Annotated in this window: 29 protein-coding genes; 11 read left to right on the top strand and 18 right to left on the bottom strand. The window is 39.5% G+C overall.

All coding sequences use genetic code 11. The features are described 5' to 3' along the window. Position 1 precedes the first annotated feature (1 nt). The 10 genes from ASU35_RS04300 (at position 2) to ASU35_RS04255 (ending at position 7360) form a co-directional block, all read left to right on the top strand. Positions 2 to 682 carry a YggS family pyridoxal phosphate-dependent enzyme gene (locus ASU35_RS04300; protein ID WP_058351824.1) on the top strand — a complete coding sequence of 227 codons (681 nt, stop codon included), beginning with the start codon at positions 2 to 4 and terminating at the stop codon, positions 680 to 682. Positions 683 to 694: 12 nt separating this feature from the next. Next, positions 695 to 1267: a cell division protein SepF gene (locus tag ASU35_RS04295; protein ID WP_058351823.1), complete on the top strand. Its 573-nt coding sequence runs from the start codon at positions 695 to 697 to the stop codon at positions 1265 to 1267. A gap of 3 nt (positions 1268 to 1270) precedes the next feature. Next, complete coding sequence (locus ASU35_RS04290) at positions 1271 to 1534, top strand: YggT family protein (RefSeq protein WP_058351822.1); 264 nt, start codon at positions 1271 to 1273, stop codon at positions 1532 to 1534. Positions 1535 to 1544: 10 nt separating this feature from the next. Continuing rightward, positions 1545 to 2303, top strand: a complete 759-nt coding sequence (locus ASU35_RS04285; RefSeq protein WP_058351821.1) for a YlmH/Sll1252 family protein — start codon at positions 1545 to 1547, stop codon at positions 2301 to 2303. Between the two features lie 28 nt (positions 2304 to 2331). Next, entirely contained in the window at positions 2332 to 3093 is a 762-nt protein-coding gene (locus ASU35_RS04280; RefSeq protein WP_058351820.1) for a DivIVA domain-containing protein, read from the top strand. A gap of 22 nt (positions 3094 to 3115) precedes the next feature. After that, complete coding sequence (aroB, locus tag ASU35_RS04275) at positions 3116 to 4228, top strand: 3-dehydroquinate synthase (RefSeq protein ID WP_058351819.1); 1113 nt, start codon at positions 3116 to 3118, stop codon at positions 4226 to 4228. Further along, on the top strand, positions 4225 to 4719 hold the full coding sequence (gene lspA, locus ASU35_RS04270; RefSeq protein ID WP_058351818.1) for a signal peptidase II: 495 nt from the start codon (positions 4225 to 4227) through the stop codon (positions 4717 to 4719). Before aroB ends, lspA begins: the two co-directional genes overlap by 4 nt. Positions 4720 to 4722: 3 nt before the next feature. Next, entirely contained in the window at positions 4723 to 5646 is a 924-nt protein-coding gene (locus ASU35_RS04265) for an RluA family pseudouridine synthase (RefSeq protein WP_058351817.1), read from the top strand. A gap of 183 nt (positions 5647 to 5829) precedes the next feature. After that, positions 5830 to 6195 (top strand): BlaI/MecI/CopY family transcriptional regulator, encoded by a 366-nt coding sequence (locus tag ASU35_RS04260; protein WP_242861196.1) that lies wholly within the window; start codon positions 5830 to 5832, stop codon positions 6193 to 6195. Between the two features lie 136 nt (positions 6196 to 6331). Continuing rightward, positions 6332 to 7360: a tyrosine-type recombinase/integrase gene (locus tag ASU35_RS04255; protein WP_058351816.1), complete on the top strand. Its 1029-nt coding sequence runs from the start codon at positions 6332 to 6334 to the stop codon at positions 7358 to 7360. Positions 7361 to 7422: 62 nt separating this feature from the next. Here the strand turns inward: ASU35_RS04255 and ASU35_RS04250 are convergent, their stop codons facing one another. The 3 genes from ASU35_RS04250 to ASU35_RS04240 all read right to left on the bottom strand — a co-directional run bounded on the left by ASU35_RS04250 (position 7423) and on the right by ASU35_RS04240 (position 12179). Further along, positions 7423 to 9459 carry a glycoside hydrolase family 10-like protein gene (locus ASU35_RS04250; RefSeq protein WP_058351815.1) on the bottom strand — a complete coding sequence of 679 codons (2037 nt, stop codon included), beginning with the start codon at positions 9457 to 9459 and terminating at the stop codon, positions 7423 to 7425. A gap of 33 nt (positions 9460 to 9492) precedes the next feature. Next, positions 9493 to 11724: an N-acetylmuramoyl-L-alanine amidase gene (locus ASU35_RS04245; RefSeq protein ID WP_058351814.1), complete on the bottom strand. Its 2232-nt coding sequence runs from the start codon at positions 11722 to 11724 to the stop codon at positions 9493 to 9495. A 134-nt stretch (positions 11725 to 11858) separates the two neighbouring features. Then, complete coding sequence (locus ASU35_RS04240; protein ID WP_058351813.1) at positions 11859 to 12179, bottom strand: LysM peptidoglycan-binding domain-containing protein; 321 nt, start codon at positions 12177 to 12179, stop codon at positions 11859 to 11861. Positions 12180 to 12351: 172 nt separating this feature from the next. On the opposite strand from ASU35_RS04240, the gene lexA reads away from it, so the two are divergent. Further along, a complete protein-coding gene (lexA, locus tag ASU35_RS04235; RefSeq protein WP_058351812.1) occupies positions 12352 to 12969 on the top strand; it encodes a transcriptional repressor LexA in 618 nt (205 codons plus the stop codon). A gap of 82 nt (positions 12970 to 13051) precedes the next feature. Here the strand turns inward: lexA and rsfS are convergent, their stop codons facing one another. From rsfS to ASU35_RS19645, 15 genes are all read right to left on the bottom strand, one after another. Then, on the bottom strand, positions 13052 to 13405 hold the full coding sequence (gene rsfS / locus ASU35_RS04230) for a ribosome silencing factor (protein WP_058351811.1): 354 nt from the start codon (positions 13403 to 13405) through the stop codon (positions 13052 to 13054). A gap of 21 nt (positions 13406 to 13426) precedes the next feature. Beyond that, positions 13427 to 14608, bottom strand: coding sequence for a nicotinate-nucleotide adenylyltransferase (gene nadD / locus ASU35_RS20570; RefSeq protein ID WP_341415990.1), 1182 nt, complete (start codon positions 14606 to 14608; stop codon positions 13427 to 13429). Between the two features lie 28 nt (positions 14609 to 14636). Then, complete coding sequence (yhbY, locus tag ASU35_RS04220; RefSeq protein ID WP_058351810.1) at positions 14637 to 14924, bottom strand: ribosome assembly RNA-binding protein YhbY; 288 nt, start codon at positions 14922 to 14924, stop codon at positions 14637 to 14639. Positions 14925 to 14935: 11 nt separating this feature from the next. After that, complete coding sequence (gene obgE, locus ASU35_RS04215; RefSeq protein WP_058351809.1) at positions 14936 to 16222, bottom strand: GTPase ObgE; 1287 nt, start codon at positions 16220 to 16222, stop codon at positions 14936 to 14938. A gap of 131 nt (positions 16223 to 16353) precedes the next feature. Continuing rightward, positions 16354 to 16641 carry a 50S ribosomal protein L27 gene (gene rpmA / locus ASU35_RS04210; RefSeq protein ID WP_058351808.1) on the bottom strand — a complete coding sequence of 96 codons (288 nt, stop codon included), beginning with the start codon at positions 16639 to 16641 and terminating at the stop codon, positions 16354 to 16356. A 25-nt stretch (positions 16642 to 16666) separates the two neighbouring features. Further along, positions 16667 to 16984, bottom strand: coding sequence for a ribosomal-processing cysteine protease Prp (locus ASU35_RS04205; RefSeq protein ID WP_058351807.1), 318 nt, complete (start codon positions 16982 to 16984; stop codon positions 16667 to 16669). A gap of 1 nt (position 16985) precedes the next feature. Next, positions 16986 to 17294, bottom strand: coding sequence for a 50S ribosomal protein L21 (gene rplU / locus ASU35_RS04200; RefSeq protein ID WP_058351806.1), 309 nt, complete (start codon positions 17292 to 17294; stop codon positions 16986 to 16988). 113 nt (positions 17295 to 17407) lie between these two features. After that, positions 17408 to 18334: an NTP transferase domain-containing protein gene (locus ASU35_RS04195; RefSeq protein WP_058351805.1), complete on the bottom strand. Its 927-nt coding sequence runs from the start codon at positions 18332 to 18334 to the stop codon at positions 17408 to 17410. Then, on the bottom strand, positions 18331 to 18963 hold the full coding sequence (locus tag ASU35_RS04190) for a CBS domain-containing protein (RefSeq protein ID WP_058351804.1): 633 nt from the start codon (positions 18961 to 18963) through the stop codon (positions 18331 to 18333). The genes ASU35_RS04195 and ASU35_RS04190 overlap by 4 nt, the downstream gene beginning before the upstream one ends. A gap of 36 nt (positions 18964 to 18999) precedes the next feature. Continuing rightward, a complete protein-coding gene (locus tag ASU35_RS04185) occupies positions 19000 to 20193 on the bottom strand; it encodes a ribonuclease E/G (RefSeq protein WP_058351803.1) in 1194 nt (397 codons plus the stop codon). After that, the gene (locus tag ASU35_RS04180; RefSeq protein WP_058351802.1) at positions 20180 to 20977 is read right to left on the bottom strand and encodes a TIGR03936 family radical SAM-associated protein; all 798 of its coding nucleotides are present in this window, start codon (positions 20975 to 20977) and stop codon (positions 20180 to 20182) included. Before ASU35_RS04180 ends, ASU35_RS04185 begins: the two co-directional genes overlap by 14 nt. Next, positions 20978 to 22852 carry a TIGR03960 family B12-binding radical SAM protein gene (locus ASU35_RS04175; protein ID WP_058351801.1) on the bottom strand — a complete coding sequence of 625 codons (1875 nt, stop codon included), beginning with the start codon at positions 22850 to 22852 and terminating at the stop codon, positions 20978 to 20980. A 3-nt stretch (positions 22853 to 22855) separates the two neighbouring features. After that, positions 22856 to 24064, bottom strand: coding sequence for an FprA family A-type flavoprotein (locus ASU35_RS04170; RefSeq protein ID WP_058351800.1), 1209 nt, complete (start codon positions 24062 to 24064; stop codon positions 22856 to 22858). A gap of 32 nt (positions 24065 to 24096) precedes the next feature. After that, the gene (locus tag ASU35_RS04165; RefSeq protein WP_058351799.1) at positions 24097 to 25218 is read right to left on the bottom strand and encodes a Fic family protein; all 1122 of its coding nucleotides are present in this window, start codon (positions 25216 to 25218) and stop codon (positions 24097 to 24099) included. Positions 25219 to 25300: 82 nt separating this feature from the next. Beyond that, positions 25301 to 25849, bottom strand: a 549-nt coding sequence (locus ASU35_RS19645; RefSeq protein ID WP_172794594.1) for a hypothetical protein, incomplete at its 5' end; no start/stop codon positions are given.

Below are 25849 nucleotides of genomic sequence, written 5' to 3'. Positions count from 1 at the left end.
TATGATAAAGGAAAAACTGGCAGAAATAGAAGGACGGATATATGAAGCCTGTAAGCGTGCCGGAAGAGACAGAAAAGAGGTCACTTTAGTGGCCGTCAGTAAAACAAAGCCCATTGAAATGATTGAAGAGGCAATGGAAGCCGGAATCATTGATTTTGGCGAAAATAAAGTACAGGAGCTAACGTATAAGGAGGCTGAGATTCAAGCGCCTTTAAACTGGCATCTGATCGGCCATCTGCAACGGAATAAAGTAAAATATATTGTAGATAAGGTACATCTGATTCATTCCGTTGACAGCCTGCGGCTTGCTGAGCAGATTAACCTGGAGGCAGAAAAGAAAAATATCATATGCCCAATTCTGCTTGAAGTAAATGTTGCAAAAGAGGAAAGTAAATTCGGAGTTTATCCAGAGGATACCCTGGAGCTTGTTACCGCCATTTCTTCCCTGCCTCATATAAAGGTGCGTGGACTGATGACGATTGCTCCTTTTGTCGAAAATCCAGAAGAAAACAGGATACATTTTCGCAATTTAAAGAAATTAAATATTGACATCAAAAGTAAAAACATTGATAATATTAATATGGAGATACTTTCAATGGGAATGACAGGTGACTTTGAAATAGCCATAGAAGAGGGTGCTACCCATGTAAGAGTTGGTACCGGTATTTTTGGTGGAAGATAAGGAGATTTTAATATGCCAAATATTGTAAGAAACTTTATTAATTCATTAAAATTAAACGAAGATGATTACGAAGACTATATTGATGATTTTGAAGAAGAGGAAGAGTTAGAGCCTAAGAAGGTAAAGCCTACAGCTTTACCTTCTCGCCAGAAGGAGGCTTTGGCACCAAAATTTGCAGACAGGGAACGTCCTGTAAAAAGAGAAGAAGTACCTGAGGCGAAAAAGGAACGTCCATCCTCTCGTATGGAACGTACGACAAATAATAAAATTGTGCCAATTCGCACAACCTCCCGCGGCTTTGAAGTATGTATCATGAGGCCTTCTTCCTTTGAGGATTCCCAGGATATCTGTGATATGCTACTGACAGGAAGAGCAGCTGTAGTTAACCTCGAAGGCTTTGATTCCGATGAAGCCCAGCGGATTATGGACTTTATTTCCGGGTGTGTATATGCAATCAATGGAAAGCTTCACCAGATTTCCAAGTATATCTTTATTTTCTCACCGGATACAGTAGATATTTCTGGTGATTATCTGGATCTTGCTGATATTGGTTTTGGCGTACCAAACTTGAATAAGGAGTTTTAACGCATGCTTTCAATGATTTTTCTCGCCTTATATTACTTTTTTATTATACTGGAGGGCGTGTTGTTTTTGTATATTATAAGTGTATGGTTTCCTGGATCAGCTATCCGCAGGGTTCTATATGAGCTTTTACAGCCGATTTTTTCATTGATTCAGCTGTTGCTTAAGCATTCTGTTTTCAAAAGCGGCCTGGGAGATTTTTCACCTATGATTGCCCTGCTTTTATTTTCCTATTTACAGACTCTGTTTTATCAGCTAAGCAGCTATTAGGAGGAAAATCATGAACCTGACAAAAGAAGACGAGCTTTTTAAAAAACGTCTTACAGAGCTTGCAAATACAGCGTATCATCGAGGTATCTGCACCTATTCCGATTTTTTAAATTTAAATGAAATAAGTCTTTTATTTTCAAACTTAAAAGAAATATCTTTTATTAACTATGCCCTTTGGGGCGGTTATGAGGAAGCTGAAAGAAGAGTTGTCTGTTTTTATGAAGATGACTCTTTTCCTAATATTGATTATCCGATTGCCAGCCTTTTGATTTCTCCATTAAACAAAAAATTCAGTGACCGTTTGACGCATCGTGATTATCTGGGAGCTGTTTTAAATCTGGGAATTGACCGTTGTAAAATTGGAGATATCGTTGTAGGAGAAAATTGTGCTTATTTGTTCTGTCACAGAGATATTAAGGAGTTTCTGTGTTCAGAGCTAACAAGGATAAAGCATACCTCTGTGATGCTTATAGAGTCTTCCGGTAATGCGGTTTCCGGCAGTCTGGAGAGAAAAGAGGTTATTGGTACAGTAAGCTCTATCCGCCTGGACTCTCTTTTAGCTACTGCCTTTCATTCTTCCCGTTCCAGTTTAAGCGGATTGATTAGTAGCGGTAAGGTTTTTGTGAACGGTAGATTGATTACTTCTAATAGCTTTGTTCCAAAAGAGGGAGATATTATTTCTGTTAGAGGCATGGGACGTTTTCAGTATATGGATGGCGGCAGCCAGACAAAGAAAAATAAATACCGGGTTGTATTACTTATTTACTAATATTAATAAACTTTAGGAGGAAATTATTATGTTAACACCAGTAGAAATGCAAGGGAAAGCATTAAAGAGCGGTTTTGGATATAAAAAGAAAGAAACGGATGATTTCCTGGAAGAAATCTTTGAAAGCTATGAAAAGGTATATAAAGAAAATGTTGAGCTTAGGGATAAGCTTGCTGTTTTAAATGAGGGGCTTCAGTATTATAAGGATTTAGAAAGCACTCTGCAAAAAACCCTTCTTGTGGCAGAAAAAACAGCAGAATCTACCAAAGCAGCCTCTTTAAAAAAGGCTGCTGCTATCGAAAAAAATGCAACTGTAAAAGCACAGATGACCCTTTCTGATGCAAAAAAGGCCATAGATAAGATTCAAAACCAGACAGTTGTATTGATGCAGCAATTTGAAAATTATCGCCAGCAGTATAAGCAGATATTAAATGCCCAGATGGAGCTCTTGGATTCAAAAGCTTATTCTCTTCCAGCCTTTGAACCAATTAATATCGAAATACCATCCTTTGATGCCACCTCAGACACGGAAGATTTAGCTGATTTGGCAGAACAGCTTTCTAATGTAGAAAATGAAGCAAAAGAAGCCTTTGCAGCTGCTGCAAAAGAGGTTCTGGAAGAGGAGCAGCCGAAAGCAGAAATAACAGAGCCAAAGGTGTCAGAAGAGGCGTCAGTAGCAGCAACAGTAGAGGAGGAGCTTCCACTAGATAAGATTTCTCTGGAGATGCCAACAGCAGAAGAACAGATTCCTGCTGAGGTAGAGGATTCTTTCGAATTTCTTGATATTTAAAAACGTAGGGGGGATTCAAACTGTGAGCAAAAAAATTACAATTCATAAGGAAAGCAAACCTATTTACGATATTGTAATCGAACAGGATTACAGCGGACTGGATGACCTGCTTTCCGCTCTGGAGCTGAAAGGACATCGTGCTTTAATCGTTACTGATTCTAATGTTGAGGTTCATTATGCCCAAAAAGTTTATAAAATCCTCTATCAGCATGCTTCCTTTGTTGATATTCTTGCTCTGCCTCCGGGAGAAAGCTATAAGGAGCTTAATACGGTACAGCAGATTTACAGCTGTTTAATTAATCATCAATTTGACCGGAAGGACTTTTTATTTGCCTTAGGCGGTGGTGTTATCGGTGATATGACCGGTTATGCTGCAGCCACATATTTGCGAGGCATTTCCTTCGTACAGCTCCCAACCTCCCTTTTATCCATGGTCGACAGTAGTATTGGAGGAAAAACAGGAGTTGATTTTCAGAATTATAAAAATATGATTGGAGCCTTTTACCAGCCGAAGGCTGTATACATGAACCTGTCGGTTCTAAATACACTTCCTGACCGGGAATTTTACTCTGGTTTTGGCGAAATTATCAAGCATGGACTGATTCTTGATGAGAGTTATTATGGATATTTAAAAGAAAACAGTGAAAAGGCTCTGGACAGAGATTATGATGTTTTAGAAGAAATTATTTACCGAAGCTGCCACATTAAGCAGCAGGTTGTAGAAGAAGACCCTTTTGAGAGAGGACAGCGTGCCATCTTAAATTTCGGTCATACCATCGGTCATTCCATTGAAAAGGTCATGGACTTTTCCATGCTTCATGGGGAATGTGTAGCTGTGGGAATTGCAGCTGCTTCCTTTATTTCCTGTAAACGCGGCTTGATTGCCCTGGAGAAGTTAAATGATATTATTCATCTTCTGGAAAGCTACCATCTGCCAAGTGCTATTACCTTACAGGAACAGAATATGATTTATGATTCCATCCTTAAAACAATTAAAAATGACAAGAAAATGGAAGCTGGTACGATTAAGTTCATTTTACTGCAAAAGATAGGAGAGGCCTTTATTGATAAAACGGTTACCGATGAAGAGCTTTTATCTGCTATTAAATATATTATGGGGGTTCAATTATTATGAAAAAAACGATAAAAGGCGGTTTTTTTATTGTTTTATTAATTATGCTCGACCAACTAACGAAGCTGTGGGCTAAGACAAGTTTAAAGGGACATCCTGATATTACCATTATAGATAACGTATTTTCTCTCCATTATCTGGAAAATCATGGTGCTGCTTTTGGCATGCTTCAGAATAAACAGGCCTTTTTTCTTATTATGACATCCATTATTCTCTGTGGTGTGGTTTATGCCTATTACAGACTTCCTGATACTCCAAAATATAGGCCCCTTGAGATTGTCTCTCTGTTTATTACTGCAGGTGCCATTGGTAATCTCATCGACAGAATAGCCTATGGATATGTGGTTGATTTTCTTTATTTTGAATTAATCGATTTTCCTGTATTTAATGTTGCAGACTGCTATGTAACCTGTTCTGCTTTTTTCCTTGTTCTTTTTGTTCTATTTTATTACAAGGATGAGGATTTTGCTTTCTTAAGCAGAAAGGAAGCCTAAGCCATGATACATTCCGAGATCCTTACTATTACGGTATCAGAAGCTATGGCTGACCTTCGTATTGACAAATTAATTGCCGAAGCATACCCTGATTTTTCACGAAGTTATATTCAAAAGCTGATAAAGGATGGGCAGGCCTTCAGCCAGGGAAAGCCTCTAAAGGCCAATTACAAGCCACAGGCCGGCGAACAGATACAACTTTTCGTTCCAGAACCGGAAATTCTCTCTATTGAGCCAGAAAATATTCCTCTGGATATTGTTTATGAAGATGCTGATGTAATTTTAGTAAATAAACCAAAGGATATGGTCGTTCACCCGGCTCCAGGACATTATAGCGGTACTCTGGTAAACGCTCTTATGTACCACTGTAAGGAAAACTTATCTGGTATCAATGGTGTCCTTCGCCCGGGTATTGTACACCGGATAGACAAGGATACCACAGGACTTATTATAGCCTGCAAAAATGACCGTGCTCACAATTCTCTGGCAGAACAGTTAAAGATACATTCCATTACCAGAAAATATAATGCCCTTGTTTACAATAGCTTTAAGGAGGAAGAGGGCACAGTATCTGCACCGATTGGCCGCCATCCAGTTGACAGAAAAAAAATGGCAATCAACTATAAAAACGGAAAAGAAGCAGTAACCCATTACCGTGTACTGGAAAACTTCTCTGGCTATGCTCACATTGAATGTTCTTTGGAAACAGGCCGTACCCACCAGATTCGTGTGCATATGACCAGCATTTCCCATCCTCTGTTGGGTGATGAAATCTATGGTCCTGTAAAATCAAAATTCCATTTACAGGGACAGGCTCTTCACGCCAGAGTTTTTGGATTTATACATCCTACGACAGGAGAGTACATGGAATTTGAAGCTCCGTTACCTGCATATTTTACAGCATTATTAAACAACTTTCGAAATTGAATTATATACCTCAAAAGCTTATTTTAGTAAATTCTACTTTTGTAGTATACTTTAATAGGCTTTTTATTTTTGATTTTAAACTTGACAAATTTCTACTAAAGTTGTAGAATTTGTTTACATAATATTTTCTACAGACATAGTTAAGGGGTTCTTTGTTTGTAGAAAGACTGGAGGAGCAGTATTTTGAAAGAGGTTAGACTTCATGAGGGTGAATTAAACATTATGGAGCTGCTGTGGTCCAATAAGGTATTAGCAGCAAAGGACATTGCCAAAATTATCAAAGAATATATTGGCTGGGAAAAAAACACAACGTATACTGTGATTAAAAGATTGATTGACAAGGGGGCAATCATTCGAGAAGAGCCCGGGTTTCAGTGTAAGGCTGCTATATCAAAACGAACTGTACAGCAAACCGAAACCAAGGCTCTGCTCAACAAGTTTTATAATGGTTCTTTAAATAATTTTTTTACAGAATATCTCCGCAACCAGGAGCTTTCCAATGCAGAGCTCTTAGAACTGCAACGGATTATCAGCGAGAAAAGAAGATAGATTTGGACTAGCTAAATATAAAAAGAGTACAGATATTTGTTCGCAAAATATAAGTTTTACGAATTTATTATTGCTTTTTTCTAAGCTATCATTTATACTATACTTATAGTTACTTTAATCACTAAGGAGAATATTTATGGCTTCGAACACGTATTACTCACAGAAAATATTAGATATCGTAAACCAGCTTCCTGATTTCTGCTATGATTTTATTTGTAATACCAATGCCGGTTACAGTCCCAATACACGTTTGGAATATGCCAGGGATATTCAGCTTTTTTTACAATGGCTGCTTCAGAATCATCCGGAATTTTGTGATTTAGAAATGAAGAATATCTCTATTGAGCATTTAAAAAAGCTGCAAAGCTATGATATTGCACGTTTTATATCCTGGTACAGCTTAAACCACGCACCACGGACTACAGCCAGAAAGCGTGCTACATTATCAGCCTTTTTTTCTTATTTATGCGAAAATCGTGCTCTGGAATATAGTCCTGTTACATCATCCTCAAAGGTAAAGCTAAATGAGAAAAATCTGGTTTATCTCGAGCATGATGAACGTGACAAATTCTTAAATACCGTAGAATACGGTAATGGAATGACAAATCGTGAGCTTGTTTTTCATGATAAGTATAAAAAAAGGGATACTGCAATTTTTTCTCTGCTTTTAGATACCGGACTCCGTATCTCTGAGTTGCAGCAAATCAATATTAAGGATTTGGATTTGGAAAAATGCAATGTTATTGTTACTCGAAAAGGCGGCGATATTCTTCCTGTCTATTTTAGTGACAACACTGCTTTGGTTATAGAAGAATATCTGGAAGAAAAGAAAGAGAAATTTAAAAATCTTACAGAAAACGACCCTTTATTTACGACCTTAAAGGGTGACCGCATCGGTATTCGTGCCCTTCAAAAACTCACAAAAAAATATGCGAATATAGCGGTACCTCAAAGAGCAGATGAATTATCACCTCATAAGCTGCGAAGTACCTTTGCTATGGATTTTTACGAAGCTAGTGGTAATAATATTCTACTTCTTCAAAAGAAACTAAATCATAAGAATATTCAGACTACCAATATATATGCCAAGGCTTCTGATAAACAGGATGCAGAAAGTCGTAATCTACTTCAAAATGCCAAAAATCAGAGAAAAAAACAAAAATAAAATAAGTCCTCAATATTGAAAATGAAAGAAATATTGAGGACTTATTTATATGTACTTATATTTTAATTTAAAATACTTACCAGGTTTTTCATCTCTGTTGCTGCTTTTTTACCTACTATATAATCATATCTGAATAAAATGAATCCATCAACAATACCGGAATTTCTGCCTTCTAGTACCTGTCTCTTTAATACTGTCTTACTGGTGCCCCATTCAGGATCTCCTATACTGGAAGCCTCTGACTTTGAAATACCTGCGCGATAGGCAGCCAAGCCAACATAAAGATTCACCGTGTCACTTATTTTCGCATCAAGCCATTCCTTAAGCATCTTATCATAGGCAGCTGTCTTGTGCTGGAAGCTCCAATAAATCTGCGGACAAATATAATCGATATAGTTTGACGATTTCATCCAAAGCTTTACATCAGAATAATAGTTGTTAGCTGCATAAAGATTGGACATATTGCCAGCTGGACTGATACCAAATACGCAGTTTTCATTAATTTCTTTAATAGCTGCATATATCTGCTCTACTAAAGTATTTACATTTTCCCGTCTCCAATCGACTATATTTTTTACAGTAGCTCCCTTTTTCTCACACGCTGCTTTATATTCCTTATATTCGGTAGCATCAAAATTACTCTTGTAGGATGTCCCCAAATTCGGATAAAAGTAATCATCAAAATGAATACCATCTACATCATAATTTGTTACAATTTCCTTTACGCCATTAACAATCAGCATCTGAGCCTGTTTGCTTGCTGGATTATAATAAAGCTTTCCATCATAAGTTAGAACATTTCGTTCTGTACTCTCATCTTCTCTCCACTTTCTCGCCGGATTGTCCTCAGACAAAGCAGATACCTTTGTTCCTGTTAAAGTAATACGATATGGGTTAATCCATGCATGAAAAGCCAAGCCTCTTTCATGAGCGGCATCTACCATATACTTTAATGGGTCATAGCCAGGATTCTTTCCCTGTTCTCCTGATACATACACGGACCACGGAAAATATTTCGATGGATAGAAAGCGTCACCCAGAGGCCGTACCTGGACAACAACAGCATTCATATTATCTTCAACACAATTATCGTACATCTCATCTATATGAGCTTTAAATTCCTCTTCTGTATATCCATTTTTTGAAAACTCAAGATAAGAAATCCATACAGCCCGGAATTCCAACTGTACTTCCAGCGGAAATACAGTTTTATTACCAGCAACATCTTCTGCCAAAATGGTGTAATCTCCGCTTTCTGATATGGCAAACTGGTTATCTTCTACGGTAATTGCACTGTCAGTATTCCATTCTTCAGAATCTACAGCTAAATTCCCCTTATAATATTTTATACTCTGTATACTGGAGACTTCATCCTCGCTATTAACGCTTACTGTTGCTTTTTGCTCCATTACATTGTAAGAAGCAGTTAATACCGGTTCTGTAGTATCAATATTTTTAATTGTACTGGTAATCAACACATTGTTACCGGCCTGATCCCATACCGCAATGGAATAGCTACCATTTTTCTTAACTGTAATACTTCCAGTTCCTTCCTTTAAGGTAAGCGGTTTTCCAGAAACAGCTACTTCTTCCAGAGTTTTCTTACCACTTAAATATTTTACCTCTTTTATACCTGAATCAGCATCTGAAACAGTAACCTTCAGCTTAACTGACTTGTTGGTATACTCTGTTTTACTTGGAACAGCCTCGATTAAAGGAAGTACGGTATCAATATTCTTAACTGTGACTTTTTTCACAGCTGTATTACCCGCACTATCTTTAGCGTAAAAAGTATAGGTACCATTCTTTTTTACGGTAACAGAAGCTGTTGATTTTTTTAGGGTAAGCTTTTTACCCTTTTCTTTAAAATAAGCTGCCTTCTGCGAACCAGAAGCCCATTTTACACTGCTTATTTGAGAGGAATCAGTTACCTTGATTGTTATTTTTACCGTACCATTTGTTACTTTTTTCGTACTAAATGAATAGGTAATCTTAGGAGCCTTTTTATCTGTAGCTGCCTGGGAAATAACTGCTTCTCCAACAAAAAAAGTCATCAATAAACACATCAATATCCATTTTTTTAAACTAATTCTTTTCATATTCTATTCATCCCGCCTTTTATTTTGTCTGTCTTATCTGCCTGTCGGGTAATCCTCAAACAAGGCTACCGTCGCATCATAAATAGCCTTAGCTGCCATATCCTGAAATTCCGGATCTGCCATTTTTTTAAAGTCAGAAGCATTAGACATAAATCCCAACTCAATTAGTATTGCCGGAACTGTATTCTTATAAAGAACGATTAAATTTGGCCGGTCTACTGTCGTATAGGTTCTTCCGGTCATACCTAAGGTCTCAATCAAATAATCAGCATAATGCTTCGCTATTGTTTTACTGCTGGCTTCTTCTAAATAATTTGTATTTTTACTAGCATATAACACTTCCATTCCCTTAGCTGATTTACTGGTAGTCGAATTCATATGCAGACTGATGAAGAAATCCGCTTCTACTTTATCTGCAAAGGCAGCTCTATCATTCAACTCTATTTTCCTATCATCTTTTCTGGTCCAATAAGCTTTTACCGGAGAATCTGGACTATTGAAATATTGTTCTGCCGCATCATAAATAATAGAAAGAGCCAAGTCCTTCTCATTTGCTTCACCATTCATCGCTCCTGGGTCACTACCACCATGTCCGGCATCTAATACAATAATATTCTTGTAAATTTCCGAAGGAGAGCCTATCGTTACTCCGATAAATCCATCCCCCTCCTGCAGTTTAAAACCACAAAGATCATAGGTCTTTATCGTGATTACTGTATTACCAGCCGTATTTATAGCATAAGTAACCTCTAAAATCTCCTCACTGTTAAATACAATTGGATTAGCTGCAAGGTAAGCTGTAATGTCTCCTGGTATTATAATATTAAAATAATTGTTTTCATAGTGATCCTCTGTTTTAATATCCTTGAAGGATATCTCAGGAGTAACCGGTATTTTCATCTGATAGGTTGTGTTTACATTACCAGATTCACAAATAACCAGAGTCATTGTCGTGTCTGATGTCATAGTATAATAGCTACAATCTGGCTTTACATAAACAGTAAGACGCACACTGGATTCTTCAGGAGTAAGTAAAACCTCAGTTATGTAATTTCCCTTAGAAATAACCTCCTGGACTGCCTCAATACCGCTATATATATCTGGAATATCAATATAAAAACAGGAATTTGCTAAATCCTGCGTAACTACAGGTGCAACCTCATATCTAGTGTCTATTACAAGCTGGTCAGACATATTATTGGTCTGAGCCTTCAAGGTATTTATCATATTAGTCTCCAGAGAAACGCCAATCGCATCTCCATCCCAAAAGTGCTGAAAGAAAACCTCATTCTTCTTAGTAATCATAGAAGTTCCTGTAGAAGAATTCCACTTATAGGAATAACCAAGACTAGAAGCTACAAACTCTCCAGGAACCATAACATAGCTCTTTCCTGTTGACTTGATCTTAATAACTCTTGGAGCTGTAGCTAAGGTATGTGGTACACCATTTACTGTAGCTTCACAGCTTCCTTTTTCCATAATAATCTGAACATTATTTTGGGAAATTGTAATCTGTTTTGTCTTGCTGTCATAAATATAATCTGCACCTAAACCGTTTTTGAAAACCTTGGTAGCTGAAAGAAGTACAGTATTATCCTTAATAATACTTGGGCAGCCGGACACATTGACTGTTTTGTTGTTATATGTGACCTTTCCTTTCGTTCCTGTATAGGCAATCCATTCACCATCCATATTAATAACATATGGGCTGGTAATCTGTCCTGTCCGAAGACCATTATTCCATGTATAGGAGCAACCCAAAGCTTCTGCTACAAAGCCTGCCGGCACATAAATTTTAGTTTTTTTAATTGAGTAAAAATAAACGGCTGTTGGAGCAACATCCATGGTCTTTTTCTTACCATTGACATAAGCAGTTTTACTTCCCTTTGTCATCTCTATCGTATTATTATAATAGCTGATAGTCAATTTCCCTGAAGATGAATCATAAGAGGTATCTGCCTTTAATCCACTTCGGAAAACATCATAGTAAGAAACCATATTGGTGCTGTTAAGAAGAATTCCCGGGGTTTCTTTCAAATTCACATTTTTGCCATCCAGGGTTATCTTCGTCTGAGCACCGATATAAGCTGTTTTTTTGCCATTATATTTAAGAGTAAGAGTCGTGGCCTGGGCTGTGGCAGGCAATAAACCTACCAATAAAAGGCAGATAAGAAATGCTGCCATAAGCCGGTTAAAAAAACTCTGTCTTTTGTAAAACTCACCGTTGTTAAATACTTTCCATGCTGTTCTTTGTCCTCTTGTCATCGAATACCACCTTTGTAAATATAAAAATCTTCTTTCTAAATCTCACGATTATATCTTATTTACAAAAAGTGTTAAAACTGTGTCATAAAATTCAAAAAATAGACATATTTACAGCAGGCTTATGTAAATTAGCATCATATTTGCTTATAATGTGGAATATAAAGGTTCTGGCCAATACGAATGTGTTCTGAAATACCATTACATTTTTCAATCTCTTTTACGAGCTCATTAATGTCCCTGTAATCTTCGGTATAAAAATCAGTTGCTATACTCCAGAGGGTATCTCCTTCCTTTACACAAATAACAGAAACTACCTTTTTACTTCTATGGGACTCCGTAACTGCCCTTGCTTTTAATGAGCTGCCCATGCAGGCAATAAAAAAAGCTAAAATAATCGTAACCACCACTACATAACTCAAATATAAAACCTGTCTGCTTTTCACTTTTTTATCCATAAATAATACCTCCCAAAAACCAAACATATGATACGAACATTTGTTTATACCCTGATTATACAGAACATTTATTCGTTTGTCAAGAAGAATTTACGAACATTCGTTTGACATCCTCGCCGAACATATGTTATAATATTGATAGTAGTAATAGAAGACGAATGGAGGCAGCTTTATGGGATATGGAAAAATTACTCCTAAGCAGAAAGAAATTTTAGAATACATAAAATCTCAGATTATTAACCGCGGTTATCCGCCAGCAGTTCGTGAGATTTGTGAAGCAGTTAAATTAAAATCAACTTCCTCTGTCCACTCTCACTTAGAGACATTGGAAAAGAATGGCTATATCCGCCGTGATCCTACCAAGCCAAGAGCGATTGAGATTGTAGATGATGGCTTTAATCTTGCCCGCCGCGAGATTGTCAATATTCCTATTGTAGGTACGGTAACAGCTGGACAGCCAATTCTCGCTGTTGAAAATATCGAAGGCTACTTCCCTCTTCTGGCAGAGGATCTTCCTAATAATGAGATGTTTATGCTGAATGTACGTGGAGATAGTATGATTAATCGCGGTATTTTTGATGGTGATAAGGTTCTTGTTGAGAAAAAACAGACAGCTCATAATGGCGACATGGTTGTTGCTTTGATTGAAGACTCGGCTACTGTTAAGACATATTATAAAGAAGATGGACATTTCCGCCTGCAGCCAGAGAATGATACCATGGACCCTATCATTGTAGACCAGGTCGATATTCTGGGTAAGGTTATCGGCTTATTCCGCCAATATAACTAACTATAAGAAGATATACAAAAAGCCATGAGGGGCTGTATCTATTCGATATAGTTTCTCCATGGCTTTTCAATTAAATTCTTTCTTAAATACCAAGCTCTTCTTTGGAAATATCCTTTCCATCTCTCCAGATTCGTTCCAGGTCATAGAACAGCCGGTCTTCTCTGGAAAATACATGTACAATAACATCATTATAATCCATTAAAATCCAGCTGGAATTTCTACTTCCTTCAATTCTTTTGTTAGATACGCCAGCTTCTGAAAGCTTCTCATCTACATTATCAACAAGAGCCTGTACCTGAGAAGAATTACTTCCGTTTGCAATAATAAGATAATCTGCAATAATAGAAATATCCTTAATTTCGATAACGCGGATATCCTCTGCCTTTTTGTCCTCTAAAGCTGCATAAGCAATTTTTACCATTTCCTTTGATTCCATACAATCTCCTATCTAAGCAGGCTATTTTCCCAGCTTTTCTTTGTAATATAAATAAGTTTCATAGGTATGTGGATCCAATTCGCTGTGGGTATCATTTTTTAAATATTCCAGTATATTCTTAAGAGTAAGATAAACTGCCTCTGTAAGATTTACAAACACCAGGCGGCGAATTTCTGAAAGACCCGGAATTTCTCTTCTGGAAGGCTCAATATAGTCTGCAATAAAAATAATCTCCTCCAAAAGACTCATACCAGGATGACCTGTTGTGTGCCAGGTAATTGCATCCAGAACACCATCTTCATCAATTCCATATTTGTTTTTTGCATAAAAAGCTCCCAGCTTTCCATGCAGCAAAAATGGCTGCCGTTTCTCGACCTCGCTGATTTCCAGTCCATATTTCTGACTTTCAGCCAACAGTTCTTCATTGGAAAGATTTTTAGCACAATCATGCAGAAGGCCTGCCAAAGCAGCCAGATTCATATCAGCTCCATACCGCATAGCCAGACAAGCCGCCGTATTCTCTACCCCAACGGTGTGAAGATAACGGGAAGGCTTTAGGATTGTGCGAAGCTTTTCCCGTATCGCCTGCCTATCAATTGCCGGATACAGCTTATGCTCATGAATATAGTCAAAGACAGGCTCTGGAAGATAATCAACAGCTTCCTCCTGCCCACATTTCAACATAGCACGAATACTTTCTGAGGATACACGCATAGGATCCATTTTAATAAAATGGATATCCGATCCATATTTGTCCTCCAAATTACTCCGTCGCAGTTCGTCCTCCAAAAGTGTACTCGGATAACGGGGAGCACACAGAATATGGGACAATTTCATAATCTCCGTCGGCTCCTTCCAGTTCTCTATCTGATACAGCGAATCAGCTCCCAAAATAAAATAGAATTCATCTTCTGGATATTCTGTTTTCAGCTGTTTTAAGGTATCCACTGTATAAGTAACTCCGTCTCGCAGAAGCTCCATATCAGAAAGCTTAAACTTGTCCTCCCAGGCAATGGAAAGGGCAATCATATTCTTCCGTTCTTCATCAGAAACCAGCTGACTGTTATCCTTATGAGGTGGACGCTTGCTTGGCATAAACCAGACCTCCTCCAGGGCAAACTGCTCTAAGGCTTTTTTAGCCATTGTCATATGCCCCTTGTGGATTGGATTGAAGGTGCCTCCTAAAATTCCTATTTTTCGCATTATACGCAACCTCCCTGTCATTTAAACCTTATGGAAGTACAATTTTCTTTTTATTTTTTGATTCCTTGTAAAGCACAATTTTTTTACCAATTACCTGAACAACCTCAGACTGGGTCCTTTCTGCCATAACCGTTGCGATTTCCCGTGGGTCATCTGCACAGTTTTTTAATACGCTGATTTTAATCAGCTCTCTTGCCTCTAATGCCTCCCGGATTGCCTTTAAAAGCTCCGGTGTAAGGCTTGCCTTCCCAACCTGGAAAATAGGCTCCGTTGTCATGGCGAGGCCTTTTAAATAAGCTCTCTGCTTGCTTGTCATTTTTTTATCTCCTATTTGTAATAATCAAATTCAAGACCATACATCCGGACAGTATCACCTTCCTGAATGCCCTTTTCTTCAAGCTCCTCAATAATCTTGTTTTCCCGGAGAAATTTCTGGAAGAACTCAAAGCCTTTTTCAGAATCCAGATTTGTATAGCCTAACATCCGCTCGATACGAGGACCTTCTACTGCATAAACACCATCCTCAACCTGCTCTACCGTATATGGCTCGTTGGTGTAATCCGGCTCCTCAGGGAAATACTCTCTTTTAAATACGATTGGCTCGTCCGGAAGCTCAGAAAGCTTTTCCTTCACATAATAAAGCATTTCCTTTACTCCGACACCACTGACTGCAGAAATCGGAAAAACTTTAATTCCCTGAGGCTCAAATTCCTCTTTTAACAGGGTAATAACCGTTTCCTCTTCTGTACCATAAAACACATCGCACTTATTAGCACCAATAACCTGTGGAAGCTCAGCCAGCTTAGGATTGTAATTTTTAAGCTCTTCATTAATAATTTTTATATCTGAAATAGGGTCTCTGCCTTCTGTAGAAGCAGCATCCACCATATGAATAATCATTTTCGTGCGTTCAATATGCTTTAAAAACTCATGTCCCAGTCCAACACCCTCCGATGCCCCTTCGATAAGGCCCGGAATATCAGCTATGACAAAGCCATCCGTCCCCTCAAGGTCAACAACACCTAGATTGGGATTCAGAGTCGTAAAGTGATAATTTGCAATCTTGGGCTGTGCGTTGGTAACACGGGATAATAATGTAGACTTACCTACATTCGGAAAGCCTACCAGTCCCACATCCGCAATTACTTTAAGCTCCAAGGTAACGTACATCTCCCTTGCCGGCTGTCCCGGCTGAGCATACTTTGGCACCTGCATGGTAGGGGTTGCATAATTCATATTTCCTTTTCCGCCATTACCGCCGCGTAAAATCACTTCTCTACGGTTCTCATAGGACATATCGGTAATAACCTTACCTGTTTCTGTATCCTTAATAATCGTTCCTGGTGGTACCTTTACCACCAAATCTGCACCATTGGCACCATGACAGCGTCTTTTGCCGCCAGGCTGTCCATCACCGGCACAGTACTTCCGGATATGCCGGAAATCATTGAGGGTGTTTAATCCCTCATCTACTTCAAAAATCAAGTTGCCGCCTCTGCCGCCGTCACCGCCGTCAGGACCGCCTGCTGGTACATACAGCTCTCGACGGAAGCTGACATGACCATCTCCACCCTTGCCAGAGCGGATATATATTTTTGCACTATCTGCGAACATATATTATCCTCTTTTCCGCACTGCTTTCATGTACAATCGGGTTTGCGGATGCAGTGCGAACGCAAACCAGCTTCCTTAGTTAAAAAAGAGACTGTTACAAAACAGCCTCTTTTACGTTCAAACGTTACGAATTATTTTGCTTCAACTGGGTATACAGAAGCCTGCTTCTTATCTCTACCCTTTCTTTCAAATCTCAGAACACCGTCAACTAATGCGAATAAGGTATCGTCACCACCGCGTCCTACGTTAACACCTGGGTGAATCTTAGTTCCACGCTGTCTATAAAGGATATTTCCAGCTAAAACAAACTGTCCGTCAGCTCGTTTTGCACCTAATCTCTTGGACTCGGAATCTCTACCGTTCTTAGTAGAACCAACTCCCTTTTTATGAGCAAAAAATTGAAGATTCATATTTAACATGACCTTGCACCTCCTCGAGTCTTAATTAAAGTAATTTGATGAACTGGTTTCCGTACTGAGTCTCTATGCCTTGTAAGCCAAGCACCAGTGAATTCAGTAAAAGCTCCGTTTCCTTGCTTATATCGGAAACCATCTTAAATTCTATCCTGCCGCCATCCTCCGCCATATCAGCTTCAAAAGCGTCCTCTGTAAAGGCTTCGATAGAATTAATCGTATTTATAACCATGGCGGATACTGCGGCACAGATAATGTCTCTTCCGTATTCATCAAATCCGGCATGTCCCTCTACGAGGAAACCGTTATAAATACCTGTTTCTGATTTTCTCAAGGTTATCTCAATCATATTATGCGTTGATTTTTTCGATCTTTACCTGAGTAAACTGCTGTCTATGACCGTTCTTCTTGTGATAACCAGATTTTCTCTTGTATCTGTAAACGATAACCTTCTTAGCCTTGCCTTCCTTGACAACGGTTGCTGTAACAGTTGCTCCGGAAACAGTTGGATTACCAACCTTAACTTCGCTGTCGCTTACAACAAGAACTTGGTCGAAAGTAACAGTCTGACCAGCTTCTACTCCAAGCTTTTCTACTCTAATGATATCGCCTTCGGCTACTTTGTACTGTTTACCACCTGTTGCAATAATTGCGTACATATGGCACCTCCTATTATCATTACTCGCCAGCTGTGGTGCTGCCCTAAAAATGGACAAACTTATACCTCGCTGTGCGGCATACAAAAATATTTAAACACATAGCGAGGTATTTGTCAATACTTATTTTCAAAATATTTATAAAACAATTCTTCTGTTTTTTCCTTTACTTCCTGCTCCATTTTTACAAAGCGTTCCAGAAAATCTCTGGCCTTTGGTGTCAGCTCTGAAAAGCCGCCTTCTGCTCCACCGGATTGGGTAAGCAAAAGTGGATATCCAAGCTGCTTTTCTGCTGTTTTCATAATTTTCCAGCCCTTGGAATAGGACATATTCATCTGCCTGCAGGCCGACTGCATGGAGCCGGTATGATCAATCAGCTTCAGAAACTGTGCAATGCCCGGTCCAAAAAAGACCTCATCACGCTCCAGATACAGCTTCACAGACGGATGCAGAGCAAGCTGCTCTAAAGGACTATAAGAGGCTGTATCCTCGTCGCTTTCTACTGCTTCGATAATTCCCTTATCCGTTATAGGAACCTCCTCCACGAAGGCTTCTATCTGGGGCTGCCGTAAGGCTCCCCGAAGACCCCGTTCCCCGGAATAGGAAATAATTACAGGAATCAGTTCCCTATCTATCAATACCGGATGACCTCGTCTACCATTGTAGACCGGACAGGCCACCTTTTTTTCGCTGGCCATAATCCTCTTTATCGTCTCCGGCAGAAGCTTTGGAAACTTTGCCGGAAGAAACAGTACCCGGTCACACAAATCCTCAATATACTTTAGCCCCATACAGATACTGTCAAACATCTGCGTGTTTTCATAGTCTTTATTCTGAAGGCAGATGACCTGCTGCTTGGAAATATGCTTTTCCAGCTCCTTTGCCTCTCTTCCGGTAATCACCACAATCGGTTCTGTCCCGGACTGCTTCAGGGTCAGAATAATCCGTTTGATGACGGTTGTATTTCCCACAGGCAGCATGGGCTGAAAAACACTTATACTGCTCTTATGCCCAGCTGCCAGAATAATTGCCCCTGTTTTCATTTTACATATTTTATATCTCTGATATCAAATTTATTTCTCTCCAAAGCTGCCACTACCTCTTTAAAATCCTCAGCCTCAATACGGATATGAATCTCCTGAAGTCCCATAATCTCTGTATCTACCTGTACGAGGTTCTTGATATTTCCACCAGCCTTGGCAATAACATCAGTCATCCTGCTTAAAACACCCTTGTAATCATTACATAGAATGGTTATGGAGTTATGCTTTGTACCGAACAGCTTCTGATATTCCTTAAAAATAGCCTGCTGGGTAATAATGCCCTCCAGATTTTCCTTTTCGTCGGTAACCGGAATAAAGCGCACCTTAGAGGAAATAAACTGAGCAGCTGCATCCTCAATTCTGGTATCCTTGCTGACAGTATCCACCTTACTTTTCATCATTTCACTAACCGGATGATTCAGAAATTCTTCCTTTGTACAGTCATAGTCTTTAAAAAAGCTTTCATAAGTATGCTGCTTTGACAATACACCGATAAATTTCTTTCCATCTACCACCGGCATAGATAAAAGCTTATGTTCATCAATCAGCTCCATCGCTTCCCCAATCGTCTGGTTCAGGGAAATACACTGTACATTTTTTAAAGGCATCATAATAACTTTTACTCTCATAGCTCCAACCTCCATTTAGAATTTATTCCAATCTTATTATAAATGATGTAGCTGTTCATGTAAAGGCTTCCGAAGCTTTTTCCGTGTAATCTCTACCAGACCCAAAGGGGTCATATCCACTACAACGGCCTTTAGTGGATCTTCCTTTAAATATTCCTTCAAAGCTCTTAATAGCTCCTTTTTATGCTCCTCGGAATCAAGGTCAATAAAATCTACAATAATAATTCCGGAAAGATTACGAAGACGCAGCTGGAAAGCAATTTCCTTTGCCGCCTCTAAGTTCACCTTAAAAAAGGTCTCCTGTACCTTTTTGTTTCCCTTAATTGCCTTGCCGGTATTTACATCAATTACCGTAAGAGCCTCTGTCGGTTCTATAACAAGGGTTCCTCCTGACTTTAGCCATACCTGCTTTGCTACTACCTTTGAAAGACTCGTTTCAATGCCGTAAAGCCTGTTTAAATCCGTCGTTTCATCCTCATAAAGCCGAAGCTTCTCCAAGTCCTCTGCCTGATAGCAGTTTAAGTATTCTCGAATCTGCTGGTATAGCTCTTTCTTATCAGTAACGATTTCCGAAAGAGCTGCCGCCTGCCCATCCCGGATGCTACACAGGAAATTCGCCGGAGCCTTGTATAAAAGAGCATGCCTTCCCTTATGAACCCCAAACTCCATAATATTCTGATAAAGGCTATCTAAAATCCTCAGCTCCTGAAGCAGGGACTTTTCCTCAGCCCCCTGGGCATTGGTTCGTATAATAATTCCGTATGTTTCCTTCTGATAAGGCCTTAAAATGCTTTTTAACCGCTCCCTTTCCTCCTCTGCAGAAATCTTTCCTGATACGGAAAGGTTTGTTTTTCCATGGGTTAATACAAGATACTTTCCGGTAAAACAAATAAACACAGTAGCTACCGGAGCCTTAGTCTTTACATCTTCCTTAGAAATCTGAATAATAACCGTATCGCCTTCACAGATTTTTGTATTTCTTTTCGGATTGGCAAATACAGCCCCTTCCGTATCCTTCAGGGAAAGATAGCACATCTTTCCCTTTTCATACTCTACAAAGGCTGCATTGATATTTTTTACGATATTTTTAACCTGTCCCAGATAAATATTTCCTAAAACACTTTCTGCCTGTGCCGGCTCAATATTTACCTGCACCATACGGTCTTTTTCATAATAAGCAGAAACAATGCCCTGCTTAAGCTCCGTAATCAAAAGCTTAGTTTTCTCCATATTCACATAAAGGCACTAAATGCCGTTCCTTTCCGCAGCCGTTTGGATTTGCTTCCCCTTTCAAGGCGTTCGTATCCGTATAAAGCTCCATCCGGTGAAGCTGCCATGCAAAACGGTTGAACTCCTGTCCCAGATATTCGAAAAAGGCTTCCATTACCTGCTCAGGCTTAATATTAACAACACTTCCGCAAGTCAGCTGCAAATAAACCCTCTGTCCATTTTCATAGGATTCGGCCACAGTGCTAGGAAGCATATGCTCCGGTTTTCCATAAAATTCTGCCCGGCTAAAGGCTGCTTTATAAATATAAGCCTTTAAATCCATTTCAGTCTCACCTTTTTTTGTTTTCTTAGTAATAATAATGCTCTCCTGAGCCAAAAATTTCTGAAAACATTTTTCAAAATCAGGTATCTGGCTATAGCCATCCTTTAAGGACACCTGGTAATCCGCTGCCGCCAGTATTGACATAGCTGTTTTACTAGCCTCCGGAAGTACCTTTACCTCCAAAACCTGAAGCTCCTCACTCATAACCTCATTCAGACTGTATTTCATGTCCTCTGTTGAGGTTAAAGAGTTTAACTGAATATCCATATACTCTGCATCACTGGTGAGTCCTACGCCCAGCGGAGAGGCAAAGGATAAAAGCTGATGAGGGCTAAAGCCCTGGGAATAAGCTACATCTATCGCAGCCCGGCGGATAGCCTTCTGAAAATACCGCATAACATCCAGATGGCCGATAAATTTCATTGTTCCGGTCTTATTAAATTTTACTCTTGCCTTTATCATTTACCGAGCCTCCTTTCTGGATTCAAAGCAGACACCACCGCCAAAGCTCATGGCACCACAGCCGGCACATCTCTGGCGGCAGTTTGGCGTAACGGTTTCCTTTTTCGCCTGCTCATATTCCCGCCACAAAAAGCTCTTGGTCACACCGACATCGATAAAGTCCCAAGGAAGAATTTCTTCCCTGTCTCTCTCTCTACTGGTATAGAAGGTATAGTCAATACCATTTTCCTCCAGGTGCTTCATCCACTTTTCATAATCAAAATACTCGGACCAGGCATCGTAAATGCAGCCATCCTGATAAGCATCATAAATAACCTTGGAAAGCTTTCTGTCTCCACGGGCTAAAATTCCCTCTAAGGTTGTGGTCTCTGCCTCATGCCAGTTGTATTTAATACTCTTGGCATTTAACTGCTCCCGCATTTTTCCATTTAAAAAACGCTGCTTTTCTAAAAATTCTTCACCGGTAGCCATTCTTGTCCACTGAAATGGTGTAAATGGCTTTGGTACAAAGAAGGAGGTACTGGAAACAATCTGTACCTTTCCATTTCTCTGATCCTTTGGAATGGTATAATATTCCCTTGCAATTTTATCAGAAAGTATCGCAATACCTTCAATATCCTCCTCTGTTTCCGTTGGAAGCCCCAGCATGAAATAAAGCTTTACACGATTCCAGCCGCCCTGGAAGGCCTCCATTGCACCCTTTAATATAATCTCCTCGGTAAGTCCTTTATTGATAACATCACGAAGCCGCTGAGAGCCTGCCTCCGGTGCAAAGGTCAGACTGCTCTTTCGGACATCCTGTACCTTGCTCATAACATCCAGGGCAAAGGCATCGATTCTAAGGGAAGGAAGAGAGATATTGACCCCTTTGGATCCAAACTCATCAATCAAAAAGTACACCAAATCCTGCAGATGACTATAGTCGCTGGAGCTTAGAGAGCTTAAGGAAATCTCCTCATGTCCTGTTGCCTTCAGCATCTTATAGGCTCTGTCCTTTAAAAATTCCAAATCCCGTTCCCGAATCGGACGGTAAATCATACCGGCCTGGCAGAAACGGCAGCCACGGATACAGCCTCTTTGTATCTCCAGTACAACTCTGTCCTGGGTTACCTTCGTAAGAGGCACCAGCGGCTTTTCCGGATATACCGTATGACTCATATTCATCTCAACCTGCTTTTTTATAATTGCAGGAGCATGCTCATTAATTGGGCCAAAGGAGGCTATCGTACCATCCCTATGATAGGAAACCTCATAAAGCTGCGGTACATACAAGCCTTCAATCTGAGCTGCCATTTCCAGGAAGTCCCAGCGGTTTCCGCCCTTTCTTTTATTTTTCTTATAGGCATCCAAAAGCTCATCATAGACGGTTTCACCCTCACCGATATAAAAGATATCAAAGAAGTCGGCAATCGGCTCCGGATTATAGACACAAGGACCGCCTCCGATGACAATTGGAACATCCTCACCTCTGTCTCTGGCATAAAGAGGGATTTTAGCCAAATCTAAAACCTGCAAAATATTGGTATAGCACATTTCATATTGAATCGTAATCCCCAGGAAATCAAAGTCTTTTACCGCATCCTGGGATTCCAGTGCAAATAGAGGAATATCCTCTTCCCGCATAGCCTTGTCCAAGTCCACCCATGGGGAATATACTCTCTCGCACCAGACATCCTCCCGGCGGTTGAGCATATCATATAAAATCTGAATTCCAAGATGAGACATACCTATTTCATATACATCTGGAAAACACATGCAAAATCGGATATCAATCGCAGCCTTATCCTTATATACAGCATTTACCTCATTACCGATATAACGTGCCGGCTTTTCAATGGTTAATAATATTTCATCACTTAATGCTAATTTTCTCATGCTCTAATTTCCCTTTACAGCCCTTGCCATCTCCTTTGCCAAGGCCTTGATTTCTTCTGCCTGTGCATCCTTTACCGAAGACTTCACTGCTACCTTCTGCTCTAAAAGCTCTATATTTTTCATACTATCAAGAATTTCTGCCATTTTCCGTACTGCCGCCGGACCCCAGCTTCCATTTTCCATCAGTGCAATGGTCCGGTTTTGTAAATTATGTGCCTTAAGCTCTAAAAGCAGATGCTCCATATTGCTGAACAAACCACTGTTATAGGTCACAGAAGCAAATACCAGATGGCTGCAACGGAAGGCTTCTGATACCAGATAGGACGGATGAGTTGCGGATACATCGTATACCTTAACATTTTTCACACCCTCATCTGCCAGGCAGCAGGCAAGAATATTTGCCATATTTTCCGTATGTCCATAAATAGAACCATAAGCAATCATAACAGCATTCTCTTCTGGAGTGTAGCTGCTCCATTTCTGGTACTTCTCTACAAACCAGCCAATATTTTTTCTCCACACCGGTCCATGTAACGAGCAGAGAAGCTTAATCTCTAAGGTCTCAGCTTTTTTTAGCAGAGCCTGTACCTGAACACCGTATTTTCCAACAATATTAGTATAATATCTTCTGGCATCCGAAAGCCATTCAGTCTCAAAATTCACCTCATCCGCAAAGAGATTGCCATTCATTGCACCAAAGGTTCCAAAAGCATCGGCAGAGAATAAAATCTTGTCTGTTTTATCATAGGTCACCATAACCTCCGGCCAGTGTACCATTGCTGCCATAACAAAGGTAAGCTCATGATGTCCGGTAGAAAGAGTATCTCCTTCTTTTACTAACACGAGCTTCTCCTCCACCGAAAAATCAAAGAACTGCTTTAAGAGTGGCACAGTCTTCTGGTTACATACCAGCTGTACCTTTGGATACCGGCGGATTACCTCACCTATCGTTGCACAATGATCCGGCTCCATGTGATTAATCACCAGATAGTCAAGCTCTCTCTCTCCCAGAACATATTCCAGGTTGTCAAAAAACTGTCCGCTGATTGCTCGGTCAACAGTATCAAAAAGTACATTTTTTTCATCTAATAATACATATGAGTTATAAGAAATTCCATTCGGAATCGGAAATGCATTTTCAAAAAGAGCCAGCCGGCGGTCAGTACCTCCCACCCAATATAAATCCTTTTGTATCTCTTTTACACAGTACATAGTGCTTCATCCTTTCTGTTTTTAGTCTGCTCTTAAGTATACCATTTTCTGTTTTGCAAGGCAACCAAAAACAGTTCAACTAAAACTTCCCATTTTCCATATCTCTTACCATTCACACGACGAACATAATTTTTTTCCTGCAATAGCAGCACCTTACTCTTAATGGTTCGTTCTGATTTTCCAAGCTTTTCTGCTAATCCTCTTTGTGTTATGCTCGGATTCTCAGCCATAATTTTAAGAATTGCCAGTTCTTCTAAAGTGCAATTTTTGCACTTTGAAATTTCATTAATTGCACTTTGAGAATTAATATTTCTTTGTTCTACATAGTCCACATGCATATATCGATTCTTAAGCTCATATGTCGTTCCCATCAGCAAATTGCTAAAAAACTGCTCCAAGAATTTAGTTGTTGCATGTACACCATTTTTCAAATCATTATAATTTGCTCTAACCAACGCATTTCTAAAATACCAGGAATGATTTTCAAACGCATCGTTATTTACATCAAAACCAAAGGATTTCATGTATTTAATCATAAATACCGCTGTTGCTCTTGTATTTCCCTCACAGAATGGATGAATCTGCCAAATATCAGAAGCAAATTTTGCAAGATGCTTTACAGATTCTTCCAGTGACAATCCTTCATAAGAAAACCGTTTTTCTGTGCTAAAATCGTAATCTAAAGTCTCTTTGATACTGTTCCATGATGAATAAATAACCGTTTCGCCCTTCAACACCCATTCTTTCTTAGTGATGTTATATTTCCTAATCTGTCCGGCATGTTCAAATACACCTTCAAAGAGACGACGATGAATAGATAACCATTCAGCCGGTGAAAACTGAAATGTTTTTTCACCCAGAAGCTTTGCAATTCTTGTAGATACGATATCAGCTTCCTTCGTCCCATCTTCTATTTCTGTATGCGATCCACGTTCTTCATAATAACTCTGAATTTTTTTCTGAGCTTCATCAATATTGATTTTACCCTCAATATGCTCCTTAGCAGTATCCAGCAGATATGCAGACGTTTTCAATCCATCTACAGCCTGTAAGCCGATAGCTGTCTGCCATGCTTCACTTTTTTCAATCTGATCCGGTTCACCCTGCCGTATATATTCTTCAAGTTCAAACTGCCATTTTGTATCGTCGGACATGTCTGCACATCCTTTCAAAATAATAATTTTCAACAATGACCCATATAAGTTTATTTTACCACAAAAAAAGCATTAATCACAATTAAATTATAAAAATAACCCTTATCTCATAATTAAAGTTCTGATTAATTGCTGCAGAACCTTTTGTTGAATCGTAGTTAGGTGTCGGGTCTACTTTTGGTATCTCAATTTCACCGTAAACACCTACAGCGTATAAAGGCTCCTCCGGGCATACCAGTGTTAGTTTCGTTCTAGCAGAGGCGTCGGTGCTAGCAATTGGCAGGCTACTTATTGTCCATCCATTATCGGTTGCTCCTCCGTAACCCGCGACACTACCTGAACTTCCGTAGCCGTAAGTGTAAGCCGTACCGTCTGCTGCTCTCGTTGGAAAATTAACAGTCACAGTTTCACCAGGGCAGTAACGCTCATCTGTTGCACCTAAACGACTGTCAGTCAGCGTGTAACTAATCTCTTCGTTTTCGCTTTTTGTAGCTGTGTACATCAGCTGCACGTATGGAACTCTGGCAGCGTATCTTACTGTTATTGTGATAGAGCTGTCCTTTGGTACTGTGTACTTCGTAGACTCTACCAGTGATTTGTAGTATTTCCATCTGGCAGTATCGTAGTAAAA

It is taken from the genome of Acetivibrio ethanolgignens, from assembly GCF_001461035.1.
Classification (GTDB): Bacteria; Bacillota; Clostridia; order Lachnospirales; family Lachnospiraceae; genus Velocimicrobium; species Velocimicrobium ethanolgignens.
Note: the sequence above shows the minus strand (reverse complement) of the source record. Positions and strands in the feature narration are given on the sequence as shown.